The sequence below is a fragment of the Synechococcus sp. genome (genome assembly GCF_982614295.1).
This window is the reverse complement of sequence record NZ_CEXBMR010000043.1, coordinates 1-16997: the sequence shown is the minus strand read 5'-3', so window position 1 is coordinate 16997 and position 16997 is coordinate 1. Positions and strand designations below refer to the sequence as shown.

Sequence of the window (16997 nt, the reverse complement as noted above, 5' to 3'; positions counted from 1 at the left end):
CCCTATTCCCACTCGATAGTGCCGGGGGGCTTACTGGTGATGTCGTATACAACACGATTAACACCCACCACTTCATTAACAATGCGATTTGAGATGCGTTCCATCACCTCATAGGGCAAACGCGACCAATCAGCTGTCATGCCGTCTTCGCTGCCAACGCAACGCAACACGATTGGGTATGCATAGGTGCGCTTATCGCCCATTACTCCAACGCTGCGCACAGGTAATAAAACAGCGAATGCCTGCCAGATATCGTGATACAAACCGGCATCGCGTATCTCCTCCCGCACAATCAAATCTGCATCCCTAAGTATTTGTAATTTCTCCTCACTCACCTCGCCAAGAATTCGTATTGCTAAACCGGGGCCCGGGAAGGGATGACGCCGCACGATCTCCTCTGGCAAGCCCAAATTACGGCCAACTTTGCGCACTTCATCTTTAAAAAGACGCCGCAAAGGTTCCACAAGTTTGAATTGCAAATCCTTTGGCAATCCACCAACATTATGGTGACTTTTAATTTTGACAGCTACTCTTTCACCAGTTTTTGGATCAACATCAGTGCCAGCACTTTCGATCACGTCAGGATAAAGAGTGCCCTGGGCTAAATAATCAAAAGGCCCTAATTTCTTGCTTTCCTCTTCAAAAACACGAATAAATTCAGCGCCAATTATCTTACGTTTTTCCTCTGGATCTGTTATGTGAGCAAGTTTCGAAATAAATCTTTCGCGGGCATTTATATATTCAACATTTATATGAAACCGTTTATCAAAAAATTCCACCAAGAATTCCGGCTCCCCCTTGCGCATGAAGCCTTGATCTATAAACATGCATGTGAGCTTATCGCCAATAGCACGATGTAAAAGAAAGGCTAATGTTGATGAATCAACACCGCCTGAAAGTGCAAGCAATACGCGCTTATCTCCCACTTGATCCCGCACTGAAGCGATTGCCTCATCTATAAAAACATCGGTTGTCCAATCGGGTGAACAACCGCAAATGTGATAAACAAAATTCCTTAATAATGCCATTCCACCGTTGGAATGCACCACTTCAGGATGGAATTGAACACCATATAACCTACGCTGATGATTAGCGATAACAGCTTCTGAAGTGTTATCGGTGTGAGCCAAACGGTTAAAGCCTGGTGGCAGTGCCGTTACAGAATCACCATGGCTCATCCACATCGTGGAGCCATCTTCCACATTGGTAAGCAGATCGGTGGGGTCGTCTACCCACAAAGGGGCTTTGCCGTATTCACCACGATCTGAGGCTTCAACCCGGCCCCCTAATTGCTGCACCATCAGTTGCATGCCGTAGCAAACCCCAAGCACCGGGATACCTAATTCCCAAAGGCCTGGATCACATACAGGAGCAGCTGGGTCATAAACAGAATTTGGTCCGCCGCTAAGGATGATTCCCTTTGGGGAAAGCTCCCGCAGCTGAGCCAAGGTGATGGTGTGACTCATCACAAACGAATAAACCTCGGTTTCCCGCACCCGACGGGCGATCAGTTCCGAATATTGGGAACCGAAATCAAGGATCACGATGGCTGGGCGGCGCCCCTCCGCCCACTCCGCCGCAGACATCAGCAAAAAAGCATTCGCACCACCCTAGGAGCTGAAGTGCGGGAACCATGTTTCCGCTTGGGGCCCCACTGCCCAGAGCTGCCTTGATCGGTTGAACAGGGCTGCACCAGGTTTCAGATTGCAGCCCACGGTTTCTTTTAAATAAGCAGCGCAGCGGGATTCAATGCGATTAACGATGCTTTGCCGCAAGCGCTGAGCGATTTCAGGATCCCGTAATTCCAATTGCGCCATTCCTTGTTCCACCGTTGGGGCTTGCCAAAGTTGCTTTAGTGCCTCCCCTGCCAAACCTTCAATGGCGGCGAGGGCAGTGAGTACTTCAGCGCGACCATCAGCCAGATGATGGTGGGTATGAAAAATTCCCCCCGCCAATTTCAATAATTTGCCGTGGTAACCAAACAACAACAAACGCTGCACTCCCGCCTCTGCCGCTGCCGCCAGTAGTGGACCAATCCAGTTGCCCACTTTAAGTAATTTTTCTGCAGGTATTCCCATCTGCTGAGCCAGATCTAAACCGTTTTCCCCCAGCACCAGCACCAATTCAGAGCAGCCGCCATCCAGGGCCCCGCGGCGGCGCAATTCAGCTAACGCCGCTTGCAACGCGTCGGGTCCTGCACTTTGTTGCACCTCCGCCTGACTGCCAATCAATGCCAAACCTTGCACCACCCCAAAAGCAGCATTACTGGTGCGTTCCGCCAGGGCGCGACCACGGGGAATAGTGAGCCGCAACACCAAGCTGCGGCCCGATGGCATCAGCGGTTGCAGGTTGGTTTCAAGTAATTGGCGCGCATAACTAGACAGACATAAATCACCAGATTCCGCATACACCCCAAGTCCCTCCCCCGGCTCCAGCTGCAACCAATTGCCCGCTGCTTGCGGCAACCCCCAACGGGCTTCCACCCAGATCATCAAACCCCTGGTGAGATCAAGGGCTGCACCCCCTTCGCAGCAAACCATCGCCAAACAACGGCCCTGCCCTAGCGGGGCCACCGCCTGCACAGGCACCAATTGCAGCTGAGGCTGATCTAGCTGCAGTGGCTGTTCACTACAAAATTCTTCTCCCTGCAGTTGCAGCAGAGCAGCCCGAGCTGCCGCCGCCACCCACACCGGCAGGGTGTAACCAGAAAGAGCAGTTTCAGGCATGCAGAAACGAAAAGTTCAGGGGGGTAAATCAATTAATGGAAGATCATTTTTTATCCTGATTGATTAACTTCACCTCCGCGGCCATGCAAGACAAGCTCAGCCTGATGATCCCTGGCCCTACTCCAGTGCCTGAGCGGGTATTACTAGCCATGGCTCGCCACCCTATCGGCCACCGCAGCGCTGAATTTCAGGCGATTGTGGCCCGCACCACCGAACAATTGCAGTGGTTGCATCAAACCAGCAACAACGTATTGGTGCTAGCTGGCAGTGGCACCGCAGCTATGGAAGCAGGAATCATCAATGTGTTGAGCAAAGGCGATCGGGTGCTTTGCGGCGACAACGGCAAATTTGGTGAGCGCTGGGTGAAGGTGGCCCAGGCCTACGGCCTTGATGTGCAGGTAATTAAGGCGGAATGGGGTGCGCCTTTAAATCCAGAGGATTTCCGCATCGCCTTAGAAGCAGACAGCAATAAAAACATCAAGGCGGTGATCATCACCCATTCAGAAACCTCAACTGGGGTACTGAACGATCTGGAGAGCATCAATAAACATGTGAAAGCCCACGGAGAAGCTTTGATCGTGGTGGATGCCGTTACAAGCCTTGGTGCTTGCAATGTGCCGATTGATCAATGGGCTCTGGATGTGGTGTGTTCAGGTTCGCAAAAGGGTTACATGATCCCTCCGGGCCTCAGTTTTGTGGCTATGGGAGAGCGGGCTTGGAATGCCTATAAGCGTTCTGATCTGCCGAAGTTTTATTTAGATCTAGGCAAATATCGCAAATCAGCAGCTGAAAACAGCAACCCTTTTACTCCAGCGATCAATCTTTATTTCGCCCTTGAAGCATCTCTAGAAATGATGCAAAAAGAAGGGCTTGAAGCGATCTTTGCTCGTCATGAACGGCACCGGCTTGCCACCTGCGCCGCAATGGAAGCAATTGGCTTATCTCTTTATGCTGCTTCTGGCAGCGGCAGCCCCGCAATTACCGCAGTAGCACCAAAAGGAATTGACGCTGAATTAATCCGCAAGGTGGTGAAGAATCGCTTCCAAATCCTCTTAGCAGGGGGGCAAGATCACCTCAAAGGCAAGGTGTTTCGCATCGGCCATCTCGGTTTTGTTTGCGATCGCGACATCCTTTGCGCTGTTGCTGCCATAGAAGCAGCCTTAATGGAACTCGGTGCAGCCCCCAATCAAATGGGCGCTGGTGTTGCTGCAGCTGCAGCTGCGCTGCGCTCTGTTTAACCTTCAACCGCCAGACCTTTCCCCGATGCGTTTTGCACTGATTTTTGGCAGCAGCCTCCTGGCTTTCAGCCTGGTGGCTTGCCAACAAAACCCTGAAAAAGCAGAAAAAAAGGCGGAGGTTGCCATTTGCGAAAACCTTGCCGCTGTGGGCGATGCGATCGAAAATGTCCAAGGCCTAATGCCCACCTCCACGGTGGGAGATGCGCTTAAGGCTCAGAAAACCCTCACAACTGCTACTACAAATTTAGAAAAGTCGGAAGCAAATCTCGAAAAAATTCGGGTTCGTGATCTTCGTAATCAATTGAAGGCTTTCAACAAAGATCTAGAAAAGGTTTCTTCCCAGAAGAAGCTCACCATTGAGCAAGCCGCTCAAGAGCTGCGCGTGAAAGCACAACCGGTGATTGCCGCACGTCAACGGGCGCTCGCTGAGGTTGATTGCATTGAGAAGCCAGCTTCCAAACAGTAGGTTTGCTAACTTTGAGCAGTGCGGGTGTAATTCAGTGGTAGAATGTCAGCTTCCCAAGCTGAACGTCGCCGGTTCGAATCCGGTCACCCGCTTGCTCTCTAAGATTTTATTAATTTTTATTCTCGCTTTTTGATTAGGCCCAAAACTTGCGGGCCTTTTGCCTTGGCTCTCCTTTCGCAACTAAGCCCTTTTAATATCAACAAGCCCGCTTCCTGCAGTTCGCCTTTTGCTGCCAAAAGTTTTGCTTGCGCAAACAGATTTTCAGCTTCTTTCAAGAGATTTTGACGTTCTAAACCTCCATTTGCTGCGGTTGTAGAAACTAAAATTGGTTTTATTTTTGTTGCCACAAGTGTGTTTGTTGCCGTGAGCATGGCAGAGATTCGGCCCTTTTTTTAATTTAACCTACATTGACAAAATTCTGCCAAAAAAGCAAATTAAATATTTAAGTGCCAGGCTCCTCTCGGTTATCACCTAGAGCTTTGATTTTCATTCTTAACTCTTCAATTCGCTTTTGATCACCACTTCCCACCGCCACAGCTAATGCAAATTCAAGTTTTTCAAGCTGGTGGTCGCATTCCACATAACCCCGTTGCTGAGATTGAGCCTTTGTATAGGTGCCCATGGTTTACTTTCTTTTTATTTTGACATGTTGCGCAAGGCTTGTGTGGCTTAACAGGCCTGCACAAGAGGTAATTCCTTAATCCTGGTGGTGTAGCCCGGCGATAGATGCCCGCGGCGCATCAACCAGGGGGGCTGCAGCCCCGTTGCAGCCCATTGCAACGTACCCGCGCCAAAACGCGCATTTAGCTGATCCACCAGTTGCATCAAGCATTCCCGCCTCTGCTGTTGCTGCGGGGATAAAGACACAAATAAATGCTGCTGCAACTGCTCTAAAGGCTGCAGTTCTTGCAACAACACTCCCGCTTTATGGAAGCGATACCCATTGCGAAATAACTGGGCCACCAAAGGCAATGCCGCCTTCAGCAACACGGCGGTGTCGTTGCTGGCTAGAGCCAATTTAATGGTGGCACTATTGCTGTAGAAACCTGATTGGAAGGGGCTGGTGCGTATAAATACCGTAAGGCAGGCGGTGCGTTGCTGCTGCTGCCGCAGCTTCTCCGCTGCCCGCACCACATAGCTGGCTACCGCTTGGCGCAACAGTTGTAGATCCTGAATTGGCTGGCTGAAACTACGACTCACGCAGGTTTCCCGTTTAGAGGAAGGCCCCTGCACTAAAGGCAAACAACTAATACCCCGCAGCTCCTGCTGCAGCCGCAAACCCACCACCCCCCACTGACGCCGCACCAGCGCAGGGTCTGCTTGGCTCAAAGCCCAGGCGGTGCTTAATCCCCGCAACCGACACCAACGGGCCAAACGCTGCCCCACCCCCCAAATATCTTCTACCGGCACCATCTCAAGCCAGGGTTGCAGCGCCGCAGCCGCAGGGAAACGAAATACCCCTGCCCGAGCTGGATCAACCTTGGCCAAGCGATTAGCCAGCTTTGCAAGCACCTTTGACGAAGCCATGCCAACTGCAATGGATAAACCCAATTGCTGCCTCACCACCACCCGCAGTTCTGCTCCCCAAGCCAGCAAAGCCCCCGGCTCTAAAGCTGGTGTGCGGGCAAACGCTTCATCAACGGAATACACCTCCAACTCCGGCACTCGCGCCTCGATACAAGCCATCACCCGCGAGCTCATATCGCCATAAAGGGCATAGTTAGAACTACGCACCGCTACACCAAGGCTCTGCAACTGATTTGCCACCTTGAAATAGGGAGTGCCCATAGCAATCCCCAACTGACGGGCCTCACGGCTACGGGCCACGATGCAGCCATCATTGTTAGACAACACCACTACAGGTCGCCCCTGCAATAACGGGTCAAACGCCTGTTCACAGGAGGCATAAAAGTTGTTGCAATCAATCAAGGCAAGGGCGCTAACCACAGGCTCAAAGGGGGTGGATCACATGGGTTGCAACCCCCCAGATCTGCAATTCCGCGGCATCACCTAGATCGATGGGGGGATAAGCGGGATGGGCCGCTTGCAAACGCAGTCCACCACGAAAACGCTCTAAGCGTTTCAAGGTGAAAGCTCCTTCCCATATGGCCACCACCACTTTTCCGGGCCGAGGCTGCAAGCTGCGATCCACCAGCAGCAGGTCGCCATCGTGAATGCCAGCTCCTTGCATCGCTTCACCACTTACCCGCCACAGGAAGGTGCTGATCGGATGGGGGATCAACAGCAGATTGAGATCCACCCCCGCTTCGATGTAGTCGTCGGCAGGGCTGGGGAAGCCGGCAACCACCATAAAATCAATACACCTGTACTGATCTTAGCTGGGTTCTGGCGCTGCAGCCTGAGCCCAATCCTCCCAAACCACATCTTCAGCCGGTAGTGCAGCTGGTTGAGCTAACAGAGAGCGGCAATCATCTAATAGTGCTTCCACCATTTGCAAAGAGGCCAATTCCTGCGGATGGGGTGAAATCTGGTGCTGCAACTGCAACTCCATAGCCGCCAGCCGTTGCTCCAACTTCACGAGCCGGTGGGAGAGGGTGGCAAGGGTTTCCGCCAATCCTTCGGTGCTGCGGCTAATGCGAAACGAAATGGGTTCCGACACAGAATCGGGAACAATTACTGAAATCACAACACAAAGCAGGGCTCAACTCAAGGGAGCTGGCAAGATCACGGCGATATAAGGGTATAAAAAACAACAAAAAAACCTGGACAGACGCTCTGCAATCGATAACTTGGGCCGAGTTGATAAAGGAAACAATGGCGCATTTTCGCGTTTCATTTCAGGTTGCAACAGCAAAATGGGCGGCAGCCTTTTTGCTTGCAGTGGCGGGTTTTAGTGGCATCCAACCCGTGGCAGCTGAGGAAGCGGGCAGTAAGGGAGCAGAAATTTATTGCTTTATGCGTCAGGCGGGAAATCCCCACGGGGTGAGCTGGGATGCGGCCTATGCCCGAATTAAACGCCAAAGCAGCGGTTTATTTAAAACATCCCCAGAACATGCAGCTGTGCTGATCACCGAAACGGTGGTTACAAATAAAGATAAATACAGCAGCTGTGGAAAGTTCCTTGGAGCTTTGTATTCAGGCCGTGAAGAAGTTGGTGTTGATAGCATCCCAAGCTCAAACCCAAACACCAGCAAAACATCAGATAGCAGCCGTTACAACTACTGAGCTAATGATGGGAAGGGGTAATTGGGGGAAGGCGGCTGCCGTTGGCCTAGGGCCCCTGTTGCTAATGAGTTGCAGCCAAGAAAAACCAAAGGCTGATAACTGTTTAAGCAACGTAGATGCAAATGCCCTGCCCCAAGCCCTCGAACGATGCAATCGAGTAGTAGCAGCTCACCCAAAGGATGCAAAGCCTCTAAATGATTGATTTATTTTATATACATTACTGCAAAATAAAACAGCCGCCTGCAAAGATATTCGCAAAGCAGCCACATTAATCAGCGAAAAAGGTGAGCTCTACGATGATATTGAGGTACGCCTTGATAGCTGCGGCACGCCCTAAAAAGCCTGCATCTCAATTACTCCTGTAGCAATTCATTCAGCATCCGCGCCAGGGGTTGACGTTGCAATTGCCGCCGTTTGCCAGCTAACACCAATTCAATGCGGTCTGCCTTACTAAGAATTAAGCCATCGATCAAGGCATCGGCGCTGCCAAGCTGCAACCAGTGACTGGTAACAGTGCCTTTGCTGCCAAGCCGATGGCAGCGATCTTCCGCCTGTTCCGCGTCACCAGGGGTCCATGGCCGCTCCAATAAAACCACCTGAGAAGCCCGTTGCAAACCAAGCCCAATTCCCCCCACTCCGTAGGTGGCAAGCAATAAATCACTAGTTCCAGCCTGAAAACGTGATAAGCGCTGCTGCCGTTGCGGCAAAGGCACCTGGCCTGTAAGTAGTTCACCCCCTAATAAGCGCTCCAATTGAACAAGCGGCGCAACGAAACTGCTGAATAAAACCACTGCTTCACCACTGGCTCGTAATTGCTGCACGAGGCTGAGGGCAGCTGGCAATTTCTGCAAAGCGGTTAAACGTCGCATCGCAGTGAGCAACGCCAGGGATTCAGCATCGGAACGCACCAAACCCGCAGCAACCCTCTGCCTGTAATTTTCCACCCGTTGCTGCAAAATTTGATCAAGGCGTTTCTGTTGGGAAGCAGCGAGAACTACAGGACGAAAACAACGCAATTTGGGCGGTAGATCAAGGCAATGGGCCTTACGACGAAATAAAAGTTGCGGCCGCAATAGGCGTTGTAATTCCTCCAGCCGGCTTGCCCCCTGGCAATCCCACACCATGCGCGAACCCGCCTCACGCCAATGGCCATTGCAAAACAACTCTTCGTAAGCGCGGCGATCGCGGGCCAAGGGATGACCGATTGCCATTAACAGTGGAAGTAATTGAATCGGCCTTCCGTTTTTGATTGGGGTGCCACTCAATAACCACACAGCTCGAATGCGCGGATGACGTGCCAGGCGTAAAAGAGCCTGGCTGCGTTTGGAATCAAGATTTTGAGCGAAATGGGCCTCATCCACCACCAGTACCACCCCCGCCGGAGGTGGCTCCTTGGGCAAACGGGCCCAACTGATCAATTGAGGGGCAAGTTCAAGGCTGAGGGCTTCCCGCCGCCAGTGGTCGTGCAGGGCTACTGGTGCAACCACCAATAAGCGCGAATCACTGCAGCGCAGCAACGAACGGGCAGCGGCAAGGGCGGTGAGGGTTTTTCCTAAGCCCATCTCATCGGCGAGCACAGCCCCCCGCCGCGCCAACAACCAACGCACTCCAGCCCTTTGATGGCGGAGTAAAACCCGCCCATCGCTTAACGGCGCATTGAGATCGGCAGCTGCAACCAAATCAGGGTGTGTTGGCAGAGGCGGCAAGGGATGATCAATTGCCTCCAACCAAGCCTGCAGATCTCCATCTATAGGGAAATAATCACCGAATTGATTCTTGAGAAGCTGTGCAGCATCAAATGGAAATAGCCAACCGTTAAGGCGAGCTTGCCAACTGCCGCGAGGACGAATCAAACGCAGCTGCGCAAGCGTAACTGGATCAAAAGGGCAACGAAATAAAACGTCGCCAGCGGCGGTAAGTGAAAAACCGTTAGCCACTACGTCTTTCTAAGCAGCGCACAAGGCCAACCTATAAAACTCAGAAAAAGCTGCAAACTGCTGCCTACAACACATTGACACTAGGCTGATAGCCCGCACAATTAGGGCAAATCCGGGGATTTCGGATGCATGAGAGCGATGCTGTGTTCCTTGAGGAACTGTGTCCAAAGCTCCGAGTGCGCCACTGGCGCCAATCGCTCCATGAACACACCGAAAGGTGTTGCATCTACTGCGGTAGGCCCTCTGAATCCATAGATCATGTGCTACCTCGCAGCCGCGGGGGCTTAAGTGTTACCGAAAATTGCGTTCCTTCCTGCCTTTCCTGTAACGGACACAAAAGCGATTCCGATGCTTTTCAGTGGTATCGCCGTCAACGTTTTTACGATCCACGCCGGGCGATGGCGATACGAGCTTGGTTAGACGGTGATATCAGATTGGCTGTTCGCTTATTGCAATGGGCTAACCCTAATCAAAACAGCCCTGCTACGAATTTAGATCTGCAAGCTGCTTAGAACAGCAGTCCTTGAAATTCACCACACTCGACAAGCGGTGGCACTGCTGTATTGCAAGCAGATTTGCTCTTGCAATTGTGGTTGTTCCGGCAGGATCAAGCCCGCCATTGCTAATAAAGCAGTAAGGATGGAAGGGGCAATGCAACGCTTAGCCCGCTGAGCGCCAGAGCGAACCCGCAACGAAGATTGAATCCGCAACGAAGATTGAACCATGGAACGCACGTACCAGTGAATACGAGTACAGATGTATTCGCGAAACGCGATTTTGTCAACCCCCAAGGCCAGCAGCAGTTGCCAGCTGATTTCCAGCTGCTGCTGATCGGTGGCGGCTTCAGCGGTAAAAGACTGGCCGCTGAGGTGAAACGCCGCGGCGGCAAGGTTTTGGTAACCCACCGGCAACAGCAAACGGATGGGCCTCACCTGCTGTTCAACAGTGAAACCGGTGAACAGCCCCCCTTAAGTGCTCTTGTAGGCACCACCCATCTACTCAGCACTGCAGCGCCGGAAGCCAGTGGCAGCGATCCCTGCCTGCGCTGTTTAGCCCCTGTTTTGCAGCAGTTGCCCCTGCGCTGGGCGGGCTACTTATCCAGCACGGGGGTTTATGGCGATGCCAAGGGGGGCTGGGTGGATGAACAAAGCGATCCCTTTGAGCCGCTGCAAACCCGCAGCGCCGCCAGGCTGGCCTGCGAACAGGCCTGGCAAGTACAAAGCTGGCCCACTCAAATATTTCGGCTCCCGGGAATTTATGGCCCAGGCCGTAATCCGATCGCACTTCTAAACCGCGGCCTTGGCAAAATGGTGCACAAACCGGGCCAAGTATTTGGCCGCATTCATGTAGACGACATTGTTGGTGCTGTGCTGCATTGCCTTTTGATGGGAGAGCAAAACCAAGTGGCGCAAAAGCTGCCTGGGATTGTGAACGTGGTTGATGATTTGCCCGCCCCCAGCAGCAACACCTGGAGTTATGCAGCCCATCTCCTGGGCTGTTGCTTACCTGATTATTTGAGTTATGCCGATATCGAAGCTGAACTAAGCCCAATGGCAAAAAGCTTTTGGCAAGAAAACCGCCGAGTAAGCAACAAACTTCTCAAGGTTGAACTGGGATACCAGCTGAAATATCCCACCTATCGAGAGGGCTTGCTGGCTTGTTTTAAAGAGGAGGGTTTTTCGTTCCAGGGCTAACCGGATTGATTTGTTGCTGCAAATCTTGCCCAACGCGATCCCAGCGGATCACCAGCCAGCCCCGCTGCAAACCGATGCCAAAACCCAGTAGAAACCCAATTAGAAGCAGCAAACGAAGCATGACGGGCAGACCGGTAAATGTGCTGAAAACAACAGCAAAAGAGGGTTGCTTATGGTGTTCTTAATGGGTAAGTCAGAAAGTAGCAAAACGGCGTTTGAGCAATTTATGGCTAGATACGAATGCTTCAGCAGAGCAACCCAGCCAGAAATCTCTTTACTAGTTTGCGCCACCGAAGCTCTTGAACTCAGTGGTTTCAAGGTGAGGAGTGCCAAGGGTGCCTCCACTAGTTTGATTGATGCTGCCCCTGTGCAGCGGATTCGGGATCGAGTGGTGGTGCAACTGGATCAATCTAAAAATGAGGCTGGCTTGGCTGAATTGCAATGTGTTGTGTGCAACGAAGCCATAGCAACCAGCAAACAAAATCCCTGCCGCGATGCCTTCGACATTTTGATTCAGTTGTTTAAAAATCATCCTGGAGTGGAGCTGGATTGCCTCGCCTTGCCATAGCCCTTGGTGATCCCGCTGGAATTGGCGCTGAGGTGGTGCTCAAAGCCATCCAGCGGATCCGCCTAGTTCAACCAAGCTTTAATCCTCTTTTAGTGGGCTGCCGGCATTGGCTTGAGAGCAGTTATCAACAACAAATAAGTGCAGGAATTAAAGGCCTTTGCAATCCATCAGAACTGGAATTGCTGCACATACCTCTGAGCCATTCTGTAGGTGCAGGACAAGCCTCAGCCTCCAGTGGTGCAGCCAGCTTTGCCTGGTTAACAGCGGCAACTAATGCTGTGCTTTCGGGAAATTGCACAGCCCTCTGCACAGCCCCGATTGCAAAACACACCTGGCATGCAGCCGGTTACCACTACCCGGGCCAAACAGAACGCTTAGCCGAACTTTGCGGGGTAGCTGATGCGGCAATGTTATTTACAGCCCGTTCACCCCATAACGGCTGGCGGTTTAATACTTTGCTTGCCACAACTCACATACCCCTAAGCAGCGTTTGCAAAGCGCTCAATGCCTCACTTCTACGCAGGCGCATTTCACAACTAAACAGTTTTTGCCAGCGCTTTAATGCTGCACCAAAGTTAGCGGTGGCAGGTCTTAATCCCCATGCTGGCGAAGAGGGCCAATTGGGCTCCGAAGAGCGGGATTGGATTAAACCACTGTTGAATGAATTGTGCTGCAACAGCGCAGATAACAAAGGCTTAAATCTGGAAGGTCCGTTAGCGCCAGATAGCTGCTGGATCGGGGCCAGCAAGGCCTGGCATAACAAAAACAAAGGTGATTTAAATATTGATGCTTTTGATGGCTATTTAGCTCTTTATCACGATCAAGGCCTAATACCAACCAAGTTATTAGCTTTTGATCAAGCGGTTAATACCACCCTTGGATTACCATTTTTACGCACTTCTCCAGACCACGGCACCGCCTTTAATATTGCTGGGAAAGGTATCGCGCGAGCTGAAAGTATGGAGGCTGCTATTAATACTGCCCTAGAGCTGGGCTAAACAAACAAAGTCTTCAACCAGGCCGCAAAAGCATCAGCACTTGATTGTATTCAACCGGCATACCATTTGCAACCAGTATCTCTACTACTTCTCCGGATTGTTCAGCTTCAAGTTCGTTCATTAATTTCATAGCTTCGAGAATACATATTGTTTGGCCCACATTTACTCTGCTGCCAATTTGCACAAAAGTGGCTTCCCCTGGCGCCGGAGAGCTGTAGTAGGTGCCCACCATTGGGGCTCTAACTTCCACCAGATCGTTTCGGCTAGCGGCCGCGGCTGGTGGGGGTATTGCGGGGGCAGAAGCTGGGGCTGGATTGCTGGTAATAGCAGGGGTGGCAACCGCAGCCATTGCAAGCTGCGCAGCAGCTGCTGGAGCAGCTAATGAGGGCAGGTTGCGCCGCACCTCAAGCCGAAAATCATCACCCTCGAGCTTGAACTCCTGGATGTCGCTGGTGGAAAGGAAATCCAGCAGTGAACGCAATTCCTTTTGGTCCATTTCCATCTCCCTCAGGACTCCCTACCCAGATAAGTATCGGAGCGAGTGTCAATTTTGATTTTTTCACCAATAGTGATGAATAGGGGCACCATCACTTGGGCGCCGGTTTCCACAATTGCCGGTTTTGTGCCGCCAGTTGCTGTGTCGCCCTTCACGCCAGGGTCTGTTTGGGTAACTTCCAAAACCACTGAATTTGGCAACTCCACTTCAATTGGCTTGCCATTCCAAGCCACCACACTCACCTCCATACCCTCCTTCAGGTATTTCTTGCCATCACCTATTTGCTTAGCTGTTAAACGAGTTTCCTCAAAACTAGCCATATCCATAAACACAAATTCTTCAGCCTCCATGTAGGTGTGCTGCAGGGTGGATTTCTCAAGCAAAGCGGATGCCACCATTTCGCCTGCCCTAAAGGTTTTATCCACCACACTGCCGCTTTGGGCTGATTTCAGTTTGGTGCGCACGAAGGCAGAACCCTTGCCCGGTTTGACGTGGAGAAACTCCACCACACGCCATACCTGCCCATCCAGTTCGATTGTTGTGCCGGTGCGGAAGTCGTTACTGGAGATCATTCCGGCAGAAAGGATTAAGGCGGATTGTACGGTGGTCTGCGCTACTGAAGCAGCGGCCATGCCCAGCACACTTATCTCGATGCTGTTGGCCTTGCTAATGGCCTGCACATTGAACTTTTTAATTCCAACAGCAACCTTCGCCGCCCTGCCCCCGGGTAATGCGATCACAGATCCTGCAGCGATTCTTAGGGATTCGTTGCCGGTGCAACAGGCGGATCTTCAGGAGTTACAACATCGCCTTGAAGGCACTAGCAACGATCTAAGGGCCCGCCGCTGGAGCAGCATTCAACAGGCCTGCAAACGCTCCATAAAGCTGCTGGATCAAAAACAAGAACGAATTATTAACGACCTTCCTACCGAACAACAAGCCACGGCAAAACAACAGGTAGCTGTTTTGCAAGAGGAACTGATCAAACTCGGCAGCATCGGCGAAAGCCAGGATCGCGATGCATTCCTTGATCAAAGGCGGCAGGTGCTCAACAGCATTGGCCAGTTGGAAGCCCTCGCTATTACCAGCTTCCCCTACGCCATCCCAGAAGAGTTCAACGAGCTGCCACGGCTCCTAGGGCGTGCCAGCGTTGAAATTCGCACCAATAAGGGCAACCTCACCGCAGTGGTGGATGGCTACAACGCGCCGGTAACCGCAGGCGCTTTTATTGATTTAGTGCAACGCGGTTTCTATAACGGCTTGCCCTTCAATCGGGCTGAAGATTTTTATGTTTTGCAAACCGGCGATCCTGTAGGGCCCGCGAGCGGTTATGTAGCCCCAAACAGCAAAATCGAACGGCAGGTGCCGCTAGAAATCATGGTGCCAGGCGAGAAAATACCTCAATACAACAAAACTTTTGAAGATCTTGGCCTGTTTAAAACCACTCCCGTATTACCTTTTGCCACCCTCGGTACCCTTGGCTGGGCCCATTCAGATGAAGCCCTCGGTGATGGTTCTTCACAATTTTTCTTCTTTCTTTACGAAGCAGAACTCACCCCTGCTGGCTTGAATTTGGTAGACGGTCGCTACTCGGTGTTTGGTTATGTGGTGGATGGTTTTGATGTACTTGAAGAGCTAGGTGTAGACGACAAAATTGAAACAATTACCCTGTTAAGTGGAGCCGAAAATCTGCAAGCCCATGGCTGATCTAGCAGATTTAGGAGAATCGGAATTAATAAATAGGCTACGGCGTTTCGCTAAGCGAGGTCAATTTAACGACGACGCCGCTCTTCTCAGCCCAGATCAGCATTTATTGCGGGTTGTTAGCACCGATGCTCTTGTGGAAGGTGTGCATTTTTCGAGCAGCACCACCCCTGGATTCAGTGTGGGTTGGCGATCTGGCAGCGCGAATCTTTCCGATCTCGCCGCTATGGGTTGCCTAGAAGCTGAAGGAGTAACAGTTGCATTAGCTGCTCCAGGGCATACATCCATCGATTGGCTTGAGGAGGTTTACGAGGGGCTGACAGCTTTACTACAGCGCCACGGCTGTGAATTGCTGGGGGGCGATTGCACCAGGGCGCCAGTGGTGATGCTTGCCATCACTGCCATTGGCAAGGTGGCAGCCGATGCGGTAATCAGGCGTGAATCCGGCCAACCAGGCGATCGTCTGGTGGTTTCAGGTGCCCATGGGCTAAGCAATTTGGGCCTGCGCCTGCTGCAAAACCCAAGGGACATCAGCTTGCAGCAATTAAGTGAGCCCCTGCGAAAAGCGGCGATCAAAGCGCATCAATTTCCAGTGCCTCGTTTTGATGCGGTAGCAGCTCTCCACCGCAGCCGCCCAGAGGCTGCGCCCTGGCGCGTGGCCGGCACCGACAGCAGCGACGGCTTACGCCGCAGCTTGGAGCTCCTTGGCAACGCCTGCGGCCATCAGCCCCTACTTAATGAGTCTTTTGCACTCACTGAAGGCTGTTGTCTTAATAGCTGCCTTGATGGTGGCGAAGATTTCGAATTGGTTTTAGCCCTTGAGGCTAGTTGGGCTGAAAAATTCGTAGCGCAACTGCCGGGGGCTCAATGCATCGGTTGGTTAGGGGAAAATCCTGGCCCCCCCTGTTGGGCAAATAATAAAAAACCCCTGCCTATCGGCAAGGGTTATGAACATTTCGCAAGGCTCTAAATATTTTTAGATCTAAACCCAGTTGCGCGCCACTACTTCGGCAAGGTCAACCACACGCTGGCTGTAGCCCCACTCATTGTCGTACCAAGAAATTACTTTTACCATGTTGTCGCCCATCACCAAGGTGAGTTCGGAATCAACAATTGTGGATTCATCGGTGCCGGCATGATCGGAAGAAACAAGAGGCAGATCGGAATATTTAATAATCCCTTTCATGGAACCTTCTGAGGCTGCTTTCAGCGCTGCATTCACTTCGTCTCTACTGGTAGAACGGGCCACTTCAAGCACCATATCCACAACAGACACGTTGGGGGTAGGCACCCGCATCGCAATGCCACTTAGCTTGCCCTTCATAGGTGGATAAACCAAAGCAACAGCGCTCGCAGCTCCTGTGGAGGTGGGAACAATGTTGATTGCAGCAGCTCTAGCCCGACGCAGGTCGCGGTGGGAGGCATCGAGAATGCGCTGGTCGCCCGTATAGCTGTGGGTGGTGGTCATGGTGCCCTTCACGATGCCGAAGGTTTGATCGAGCACCTTCACAAGGGGTGCCATGCAATTGGTGGTGCAGCTGGCATTGCTGATGATGTCGAATTCGTTGTGGCGATATTGATCGGCATTAACCCCCACAACAAATGTGCCAACCCCTTCTCCTTTGCCGGGAGCAGTGATCAATACTTTTCTTGCACCAGCTTGAATGTGCTTACCAGCGCCTGCCTTATCTACAAATACGCCGGTGGCTTCAATAACTAAATCAACGCCCCATTCCTTCCAAGGCAGATTGAGGGGATTGCGATCGGAGAAGCATTTGATCGGCCGACCATTCACCGTGATGGTGTCGTCTGTGTAGCCAACTTCGGTATCGCGAATCCTGCCCAGCATTGAGTCGTAGGTGAGCAAGTGCGCGTTTGTTCTGGGATCTGAAGTGTCGTTTAGGCCCACAACCTCGATGCCCGTGTTGGCACCGCGGCTCAGCCAGCAACGCATGAAATTGCGCCCGATACGGCCGAATCCGTT

The 16997-nt window shown here is 52.0% G+C and carries 22 protein-coding genes and 1 tRNA gene; 11 read left to right on the top strand and 12 right to left on the bottom strand.

Going from position 1 to position 16997, the window contains the following annotated elements; translation table 11 throughout:
• Window positions 1-2: 2 nt before the first annotated feature.
• The gene (gene guaA, locus AC2JC8_RS07960; protein ID WP_484594480.1) at window positions 3-1586 is read right to left on the bottom strand and encodes a glutamine-hydrolyzing GMP synthase; all 1584 of its coding nucleotides are present in this window, start codon (window positions 1584-1586) and stop codon (window positions 3-5) included.
• 24 nt (window positions 1587-1610) lie between these two features.
• A complete protein-coding gene (gene cbiD / locus AC2JC8_RS07955) occupies window positions 1611-2726 on the bottom strand; it encodes a cobalt-precorrin-5B (C(1))-methyltransferase CbiD (RefSeq protein WP_484594479.1) in 1116 nt (371 codons plus the stop codon).
• Between the two features lie 83 nt (window positions 2727-2809).
• Here cbiD and AC2JC8_RS07950 point away from each other — a divergent pair, with 83 nt between their 5' ends.
• From AC2JC8_RS07950 to AC2JC8_RS07940, 3 genes are all read left to right on the top strand, one after another.
• A complete protein-coding gene (locus AC2JC8_RS07950) occupies window positions 2810-3964 on the top strand; it encodes a pyridoxal-phosphate-dependent aminotransferase family protein (RefSeq protein ID WP_484594478.1) in 1155 nt (384 codons plus the stop codon).
• Window positions 3965-3989: 25 nt separating this feature from the next.
• Window positions 3990-4430 (top strand): hypothetical protein, encoded by a 441-nt coding sequence (locus tag AC2JC8_RS07945; RefSeq protein WP_484400638.1) that lies wholly within the window; start codon window positions 3990-3992, stop codon window positions 4428-4430.
• Between the two features lie 20 nt (window positions 4431-4450).
• Window positions 4451-4522, top strand: a tRNA-Gly gene (locus AC2JC8_RS07940).
• Between the two features lie 24 nt (window positions 4523-4546).
• Here the strand turns inward: AC2JC8_RS07940 and AC2JC8_RS07935 are convergent.
• From AC2JC8_RS07935 to AC2JC8_RS07915, 5 genes are all read right to left on the bottom strand, one after another.
• Window positions 4547-4801, bottom strand: coding sequence for a hypothetical protein (locus AC2JC8_RS07935; protein ID WP_295473709.1), 255 nt, complete (start codon window positions 4799-4801; stop codon window positions 4547-4549).
• A 71-nt stretch (window positions 4802-4872) separates the two neighbouring features.
• Window positions 4873-5052: a hypothetical protein gene (locus AC2JC8_RS07930; RefSeq protein WP_484401317.1), complete on the bottom strand. Its 180-nt coding sequence runs from the start codon at window positions 5050-5052 to the stop codon at window positions 4873-4875.
• Between the two features lie 47 nt (window positions 5053-5099).
• Window positions 5100-6377 carry a Y-family DNA polymerase gene (locus AC2JC8_RS07925; protein WP_484401316.1) on the bottom strand — a complete coding sequence of 426 codons (1278 nt, stop codon included), beginning with the start codon at window positions 6375-6377 and terminating at the stop codon, window positions 5100-5102.
• 4 nt (window positions 6378-6381) lie between these two features.
• Entirely contained in the window at window positions 6382-6741 is a 360-nt protein-coding gene (locus AC2JC8_RS07920) for a LexA family protein (RefSeq protein ID WP_255131084.1), read from the bottom strand.
• A 24-nt stretch (window positions 6742-6765) separates the two neighbouring features.
• Complete coding sequence (locus tag AC2JC8_RS07915) at window positions 6766-7050, bottom strand: hypothetical protein (RefSeq protein ID WP_484401315.1); 285 nt, start codon at window positions 7048-7050, stop codon at window positions 6766-6768.
• A 155-nt stretch (window positions 7051-7205) separates the two neighbouring features.
• Here AC2JC8_RS07915 and AC2JC8_RS07910 point away from each other — a divergent pair, with 155 nt between their 5' ends.
• Both AC2JC8_RS07910 and AC2JC8_RS07905 read left to right on the top strand, forming a co-directional pair.
• Window positions 7206-7616, top strand: coding sequence for a DUF6554 family protein (locus tag AC2JC8_RS07910; RefSeq protein WP_484401313.1), 411 nt, complete (start codon window positions 7206-7208; stop codon window positions 7614-7616).
• Between the two features lie 64 nt (window positions 7617-7680).
• Entirely contained in the window at window positions 7681-7818 is a 138-nt protein-coding gene (locus AC2JC8_RS07905) for a hypothetical protein (protein ID WP_484401312.1), read from the top strand.
• A gap of 151 nt (window positions 7819-7969) precedes the next feature.
• Here the strand turns inward: AC2JC8_RS07905 and AC2JC8_RS07900 are convergent, their stop codons facing one another.
• Complete coding sequence (locus AC2JC8_RS07900) at window positions 7970-9553, bottom strand: SNF2-related protein (RefSeq protein WP_484420078.1); 1584 nt, start codon at window positions 9551-9553, stop codon at window positions 7970-7972.
• 125 nt (window positions 9554-9678) lie between these two features.
• On the opposite strand from AC2JC8_RS07900, the gene AC2JC8_RS07895 reads away from it, so the two are divergent.
• A complete protein-coding gene (locus AC2JC8_RS07895; protein ID WP_484401310.1) occupies window positions 9679-10065 on the top strand; it encodes an HNH endonuclease in 387 nt (128 codons plus the stop codon).
• Window positions 10066-10083: 18 nt separating this feature from the next.
• Here the strand turns inward: AC2JC8_RS07895 and AC2JC8_RS07890 are convergent, their stop codons facing one another.
• Window positions 10084-10278, bottom strand: coding sequence for a hypothetical protein (locus tag AC2JC8_RS07890; RefSeq protein ID WP_484594477.1), 195 nt, complete (start codon window positions 10276-10278; stop codon window positions 10084-10086).
• A 15-nt stretch (window positions 10279-10293) separates the two neighbouring features.
• Between AC2JC8_RS07890 and AC2JC8_RS07885 the strand changes: the two genes are divergently transcribed.
• From AC2JC8_RS07885 to pdxA, 3 genes are all read left to right on the top strand, one after another.
• Entirely contained in the window at window positions 10294-11247 is a 954-nt protein-coding gene (locus AC2JC8_RS07885) for an SDR family oxidoreductase (RefSeq protein WP_484594476.1), read from the top strand.
• 184 nt (window positions 11248-11431) lie between these two features.
• Window positions 11432-11815: a hypothetical protein gene (locus AC2JC8_RS07880; RefSeq protein WP_484594475.1), complete on the top strand. Its 384-nt coding sequence runs from the start codon at window positions 11432-11434 to the stop codon at window positions 11813-11815.
• Window positions 11797-12813 (top strand): 4-hydroxythreonine-4-phosphate dehydrogenase PdxA, encoded by a 1017-nt coding sequence (pdxA, locus tag AC2JC8_RS07875; RefSeq protein ID WP_484594474.1) that lies wholly within the window; start codon window positions 11797-11799, stop codon window positions 12811-12813. The genes AC2JC8_RS07880 and pdxA overlap by 19 nt, the downstream gene beginning before the upstream one ends.
• Window positions 12814-12826: 13 nt before the next feature.
• On the opposite strand, the gene accB is transcribed toward pdxA, so the two are convergent.
• Window positions 12827-13315 carry an acetyl-CoA carboxylase biotin carboxyl carrier protein gene (accB, locus tag AC2JC8_RS07870; protein WP_484401305.1) on the bottom strand — a complete coding sequence of 163 codons (489 nt, stop codon included), beginning with the start codon at window positions 13313-13315 and terminating at the stop codon, window positions 12827-12829.
• Between the two features lie 5 nt (window positions 13316-13320).
• Window positions 13321-13881, bottom strand: coding sequence for an elongation factor P (gene efp / locus AC2JC8_RS07865; protein ID WP_255131097.1), 561 nt, complete (start codon window positions 13879-13881; stop codon window positions 13321-13323).
• 58 nt (window positions 13882-13939) lie between these two features.
• Between efp and AC2JC8_RS07860 the strand changes: the two genes are divergently transcribed.
• Together AC2JC8_RS07860 and thiL are read left to right on the top strand one after the other, a co-directional pair.
• Window positions 13940-15016: a peptidylprolyl isomerase gene (locus tag AC2JC8_RS07860; protein ID WP_484401303.1), complete on the top strand. Its 1077-nt coding sequence runs from the start codon at window positions 13940-13942 to the stop codon at window positions 15014-15016.
• Window positions 15009-15983, top strand: coding sequence for a thiamine-phosphate kinase (gene thiL, locus AC2JC8_RS07855; protein WP_484401302.1), 975 nt, complete (start codon window positions 15009-15011; stop codon window positions 15981-15983). The genes AC2JC8_RS07860 and thiL overlap by 8 nt, the downstream gene beginning before the upstream one ends.
• Before the next feature lie 12 nt (window positions 15984-15995).
• Here thiL and gap read toward each other — a convergent pair.
• On the bottom strand, window positions 15996-16997 hold a 1002-nt coding region (gap, locus tag AC2JC8_RS07850; RefSeq protein ID WP_484594473.1), incomplete at its 5' end, for a type I glyceraldehyde-3-phosphate dehydrogenase.